General features: G+C 41.6%; 6 protein-coding genes. All 6 read left to right on the top strand.

Annotated features, from left to right (window positions below):
* A partial coding sequence (gene ftsY / locus K2G43_RS10355) for a signal recognition particle-docking protein FtsY (RefSeq protein WP_300154888.1) occupies positions 1-669 on the top strand: 669 nt, incomplete at its 5' end.
* Entirely contained in the window at positions 666-1,964 is a 1,299-nt protein-coding gene (rimO, locus tag K2G43_RS10350) for a 30S ribosomal protein S12 methylthiotransferase RimO (protein WP_297644293.1), read from the top strand. The genes ftsY and rimO, both read left to right, overlap by 4 nt.
* Positions 1,965-2,041: 77 nt before the next feature.
* Positions 2,042-2,314, top strand: a complete 273-nt coding sequence (locus K2G43_RS10345; protein ID WP_297644292.1) for an HU family DNA-binding protein — start codon at positions 2,042-2,044, stop codon at positions 2,312-2,314.
* Positions 2,315-2,336: 22 nt separating this feature from the next.
* The gene (locus tag K2G43_RS10340; RefSeq protein ID WP_297644291.1) at positions 2,337-3,710 is read left to right on the top strand and encodes an HU family DNA-binding protein; all 1,374 of its coding nucleotides are present in this window, start codon (positions 2,337-2,339) and stop codon (positions 3,708-3,710) included.
* A 192-nt stretch (positions 3,711-3,902) separates the two neighbouring features.
* On the top strand, positions 3,903-4,898 hold the full coding sequence (locus K2G43_RS10335; protein WP_297644290.1) for a MoxR family ATPase: 996 nt from the start codon (positions 3,903-3,905) through the stop codon (positions 4,896-4,898).
* Between the two features lie 151 nt (positions 4,899-5,049).
* Positions 5,050-5,854, top strand: an 805-nt coding sequence (locus K2G43_RS10330; protein WP_300154884.1) for a DUF58 domain-containing protein, incomplete at its 3' end; no start/stop codon positions are given.

Below are 5,854 nucleotides of genomic sequence, written 5' to 3'. Positions count from 1 at the left end.
GAGAATCATTCGGATGATGTGGATGATTTTGAAGCACCGATTACTAAGAAGCCATACGTCATTATGGTGGTGGGAGGGAATGGGGTAGGAAAGACCACAACTATAGGTAAGTTGGCTCATCAGTTCAAACAAGCCGGAAAGTCTGTTTATTTGGGGGCTGCCGATACATTCCGTGCCGCAGCCGTAGAACAATTGGTGATTTGGGGCGATCGGGTAGGCGTACCTGTGGTGAAACAGAAGATGGGGGCTGACCCGGCTTCTGTAGCTTTCGATACCTTGAGTTCTGCAGTTGCCAATAATGCAGATGTGGTGATTATCGATACGGCAGGACGTCTTCATAATAAGGTGGGCTTGATGAACGAGTTGACCAAGATAAAGAATGTCATGAAGAAGGTGGTGTCGGATGCCCCGAATGAGGTATTACTCGTATTGGACGGCTCCACTGGACAGAATGCTTTCGAGCAGGCCAAACAATTTACGTTGGCTACGGAAGTGACGGCAATGGCGGTAACTAAGTTAGACGGAACAGCTAAAGGTGGTGTAGTCATCGGCATTTCCGACCAGTTTAAGATTCCGGTGAAATATATCGGTTTGGGTGAAGGCCTGGAAGACTTGCAGGTGTTCCGTAAAAAGGAATTTGTGGATTCATTGTTTGGAGAAAACGTATGAAACGGAAAACGGTTGATATCATCACTTTAGGGTGCTCTAAGAATTTGGTGGATTCAGAACGTTTAATACACCAGTTAGAGGAAGCGGGTTTTCGTGTAACACATGACGCTGAAAGGCCGAAAGGAGAGATTGCGGTCATTAATACCTGCGGTTTTATCGGTGACGCGAAAGAAGAATCTGTTAATATGATTCTGGAATTTGCGCAGGCAAAGGAAGAAGGATTGTTAGAGAAACTTTATGTAATGGGTTGCCTTTCGGAACGTTATCTCAAAGAACTGGAAGTTGAGATACCACAGGTGGACAAGTTCTATGGTAAATTCAACTGGAAAGAGCTTTTGCTGGATTTGGGAAAACTCTATCGGGAAGAGCTGCATATAGAACGGACATTGACTACTCCCAGTCATTATGCTTATCTGAAGATATCAGAAGGATGTGACCGTAAGTGCTCCTATTGTGCCATTCCCATTATTACAGGGCATCACATCTCTCGCCCGATAGAGGAAATAGTGGATGAAGTGAAATATCTGGTGGCATGCGGTGTCAAGGAATTCCAAGTTATTGCACAAGAACTGACCTATTATGGAGTGGATCTTTATAAGAAACAGATGTTGCCTGAACTCATTGAGCGGATTTCTGATATTTCGGGAGTGGAGTGGATACGTTTGCATTATGCTTATCCGGCGCATTTCCCCACAGATTTGTTCCGAGTGATGCGTGAGCGTGACAATGTATGCAAGTATATGGATATCGCTTTACAGCATATCAGCGACAATATGTTACAGAAGATGTGTCGTCATGTGACGAAAGACGAGACTTATCGGCTGATTGAACAGTTCCGGAAAGAAGTGCCCGGTATTCATTTGCGTACAACATTGATGGTGGGGCATCCTGGAGAGACGGAGGCGGATTTTGAAGAGCTGAAAGCGTTTGTCCGCAAGGTTCGTTTCGATAGAATGGGGGCTTTTGCTTATTCCGAAGAAGAAGGTACCTATGCGGCGGCACATTATGAGGACAACATTCCGCAGGAAGTGAAGCAAACTCGTTTGGATGAGTTGATGTCTATCCAGCAAGGCATTTCAAATGAATTGAATGCAGCTAAAGTGGGGCAGCGGATGAAGGTCATTATCGACCGTCGGGAAGGTGAGTTCTACATCGGACGTTCGGAGTTTGATTCTCCTGAGGTAGATCCTGAGGTATTGATTGATAGTAAAGAGGGGACATTGGATATAGGTAACTTTTACTATGTGGAGATTGTAAAATCCGATGATTTCGATCTTTTTGGATGCATCATTTAAAAAAATCCCCGAACTTTTTGCGTATTTGAAGAAGATTAGCTAATATAGCATCGTGGTTTCATTTTAAATCTTGCATTTTGAATAACAAAGAGTTTACTTCTGAATTGTCACGGAGGTTGGGATATACAATGAAAGATACTTCCGAATTGATTTCTTCATTGCTTTTGGATATGACACAGCAATTGGAGGAAGGTAACGTCATATTCATACAAGGCTTCGGTACTTTTGAAGTAAAGAAAAAGGCGGAACGTATTTCTGTTAATCCGACTACCAAACAGCACCTGTTGGTTCCCCCAAAATTAGTATTGAATTATAAGCCCAGTACGTTGTTAAAAGATAAGTTTAAGTAATTTTTCCTTTGCATTTCCCTTTATGAATGAAAAGCTGAACATCCAAGATTTGATTGATATGCTTGCAGCAAGGCACGACATGGATAAAAAAGATGCCGATAGCTTTGTGAAAGTGTTCTTTCAACTGATTGAGGAATTTTTGGAAAAAGATAAGTATGTGAAGATTCGTGGCTTAGGTACTTTCAAACTGATAGACGTGGATAGCCGCGAGAGCGTCAATATAAATACAGGAGAAAGAATTGAGATTCAAGGATATACAAAAGTATCATTTACGCCAGAAACTTCTCTGAAGAATACCATTAACAGGCCTTTTTCGTGTTTTGAGACAGTTGTTCTGAATGAAGGAATAGTACTTGAAGATACTTTATTGGAAACAGAAAGCGAGGAAAAAGGATATTCGGAACAGGAAACGATTGAGAATGAAACGCCCGTTGCGAAACATTCCTCTCAAGAAGAGCCTGCCAAAGAGGAAGCTGAAGTAGAAGGAACAACAGGAAACTCTATGGTGGCAGAAGCAGGCTTTGCAAGTCCGGAGGTCAACTCTACCGAAGTAAATAGAAATGATACAGAATTGGAAATTAAGATAATAGGAGAAGAGGAGGAAGAACAGAAAGAAGACGAAATACTGACTGTTTCAGAATCGGATTTGACGGTTTTAGAAAAGTTATCGGTAGAGAAGGAGTCTGTGATTTTGGAAGTTCCCATTGCGTCGGGAGAAAAAACGGTATTAGAAGAAGGAATTCAAGAAAAAGAAAAAATATCGTCTGTTCAGGAAAAGGAACCAATTGTGTCGGAAGATAAAACATTCTCAGAAGAGGTAGGAGAAGTGAAGAATTTGGAAGATTCCATTGTGATAAAGGAAGAGAAAAAGAAGACAGATATAATGAGTTTTTTTGTAGGTATAATGGTGTCTGCGGTGGTCTTGTGTGGGGTAACTATTGCTTTTGTTTATAGCCCTGATTTGATGAATAAAGCTATGGGAAAACCTTTTGAAGATGAATTGGTAGAAGTTGAAGATTGTGATAAATCCGATTCTATAGGTGCTTATAATACATTGACGGAAGAAATAATTCTGGAAGATTCGCAGGATAGTGCCCGTGATACAATATTGGAGATTTCTGTAAATGCATCGGCGGTAACAGAGCCGGAAACTCAAGTACAGATGATTGTTGAACCGTCCGTACCCAATTATGACAACAGTTATGAGATTGTAGGAACGAAGACTACTTATACCATTAAGGAAGGTGATATGTTGACACGTATAGCTTTGCATTACTATGGAACCAAACTTTTGTGGCCTTATATTGTGAAGCATAATCCTACAGTCATCAAGAATCCCAATAACGTGCCTTGTGGTACTACCATCAAGATACCAAAACTCATCAAGAAGCAGTAAAAAACTACTTCTTTTTTATGACAAGTACTAAACTCTATGAAAGTAGTTTAATCTAAGTACCCAGCATAGTTTTTTTAATGAAATTTAATTGGTATGGTTAATTTATTACCGTACTTTTGGGGAGTGAAAAAATTAGGAGGTCGGATGAGGACCTATAAACGAAGAATTTAAACATTAAAAACAGATAGATTTATGGCTGAAACAATTGATATCCGCGAACTAAATGAACGGATTGAAAGACAAAGTGCTTTTGTGACCAATCTCGTCACAGGTATGGACCAGGTGATTGTAGGGCAGAAACACTTAATAGAGTCGTTGTTGATAGGATTGTTGTCCGATGGACATGTGTTGTTAGAAGGTGTTCCAGGTTTGGCAAAGACGTTGGCTATCAAAACATTGGCTTCGTTAATTGATGCGAAGTACAGCCGCATTCAGTTTACACCCGACTTGTTGCCTGCCGATGTTATCGGTACAATGGTTTATAGCCAGAAGGACGAATCGTTCCAAGTAAAGCAAGGTCCGGTATTTGCAAACTTTGTTTTAGCGGATGAAATAAACCGTGCTCCAGCTAAAGTACAGAGTGCTTTGTTGGAAGCTATGCAAGAGCGTCAAGTCACTATCGGCAAGGAAACTTTCAGATTACCGGAACCGTTCTTGGTGCTTGCTACACAGAATCCGATTGAACAAGAAGGAACATATCCGTTGCCCGAAGCGCAGGTGGACCGTTTCATGTTGAAAGTAGTAATTGATTATCCTAAGTTGGAAGAGGAGAAACTCATCATCCGCCAGAATATCAATGGCGAGAAGTTCTATGTGAAGCCTATTCTGAAAGCAGAAGAGATTATTGAAGCTCGCAAAGTAGTCCGTCAGGTTTATTTGGATGAGAAAATCGAGAGATACATTGTTGACATTGTATTCGCTACCCGTTATCCGGAGAAATATGATTTGAAGGAGTTGAAGGACATGATTGGCTTCGGAGGTTCCCCACGTGCATCCATCAACTTGGCATTGGCTGCCCGCAGTTATGCGTTCATCAAACGCCGCGGCTATGTCATCCCGGAAGACGTGCGTGCGGTGGCACATGACGTGTTGCGTCACCGCATTGGCCTGACTTACGAGGCTGAAGCAAGTAATATGACTTCGGACGAAATTGTCAGCAAAATACTGAATAAGGTGGAAGTGCCTTAATTTGAATGTTGACATATTTATACATTTTGAACGCCTTATAAATTACCTTTCCGGATTTTTAGTAAAAATCCGGAAAAGATTTGCTAAGAAATGAAAAGCTATTTCTGATAGCAGCTAAGACGTTGCCTAATAATTGATTATAAATAATTGGATGGAAACAACAGATTTGTTAAAAAAAGTCCGTCAGATTGAAATAAAAACGCGTGGATTGTCCAACAACATTTTTGCCGGACAATATCATTCCGCATTCAAGGGTAGAGGAATGGCGTTCTCCGAAGTGCGTGAATATCAATTTGGCGATGACATACGTGACATTGACTGGAATGTGACCGCCCGCTTCAACAAACCCTACGTAAAGGTCTTTGAAGAAGAACGCGAACTGACAGTGATGCTGCTGGTTGATGTTTCCGGTAGTTTGGAATTCGGTACAGTCAAACAGATGAAGAAGGATATGGTGACGGAGATTGCCGCTACGCTTGCATTTTCCGCTATCCAGAACAATGATAAAATCGGTGTTATCTTCTTTTCCGACCAGATTGAAAAGTTTATTCCGCCCAAGAAAGGACGTAAGCATATACTTTATATTATCCGTGAACTGATTGATTTCCATGCGGAAAGTCGCAGAACGAACATTTGTCTTGGATTGGAGTATCTAACGAACGTAATGAAGCGGCGCTGCACGGCTTTTGTCTTGTCGGACTTCATTGACCAGAAGAGCTTTAAAAGCGCCTTGACTATTGCCAATCGCAAACACGATGTGGTGGCCGTTCAGATTTATGACCGTCGTGCGGAAGAGTTGCCGCCCGTAGGACTTATGAAGGTGAGGGATGCTGAAACAGGGCATGAACAATGGATTGACACATCTTCACGTACCGTACGTCGAGCACACCATGACTGGTGGATAAACAAACAGGCAGAACTGAACGAGACATTTACCAAAAGTAATGTAGATAATG

Origin of the sequence: Bacteroides sp., from assembly GCF_029057325.1 — a bacterium.
Classification (GTDB): Bacteria; Bacteroidota; Bacteroidia; order Bacteroidales; family Bacteroidaceae; genus Bacteroides.
The sequence above is the reverse complement of the archived record's forward strand: the minus strand, read 5'-3'. Positions and strand labels throughout refer to the sequence as shown.

Bases quoted from the DNA above. Each gene is read 5' to 3' on its own strand.
- rimO (WP_297644293.1), top strand. From the start codon at position 666: ATGAAACGGAAAACGGTTGATATCATCACTTTAGGGTGCTCTAAGAAT.
- K2G43_RS10340 (WP_297644291.1), top strand. From the start codon at position 2,337: ATGAATGAAAAGCTGAACATCCAAGATTTGATTGATATGCTTGCAGCA.
- K2G43_RS10335 (WP_297644290.1), top strand. From the start codon at position 3,903: ATGGCTGAAACAATTGATATCCGCGAACTAAATGAACGGATTGAAAGA.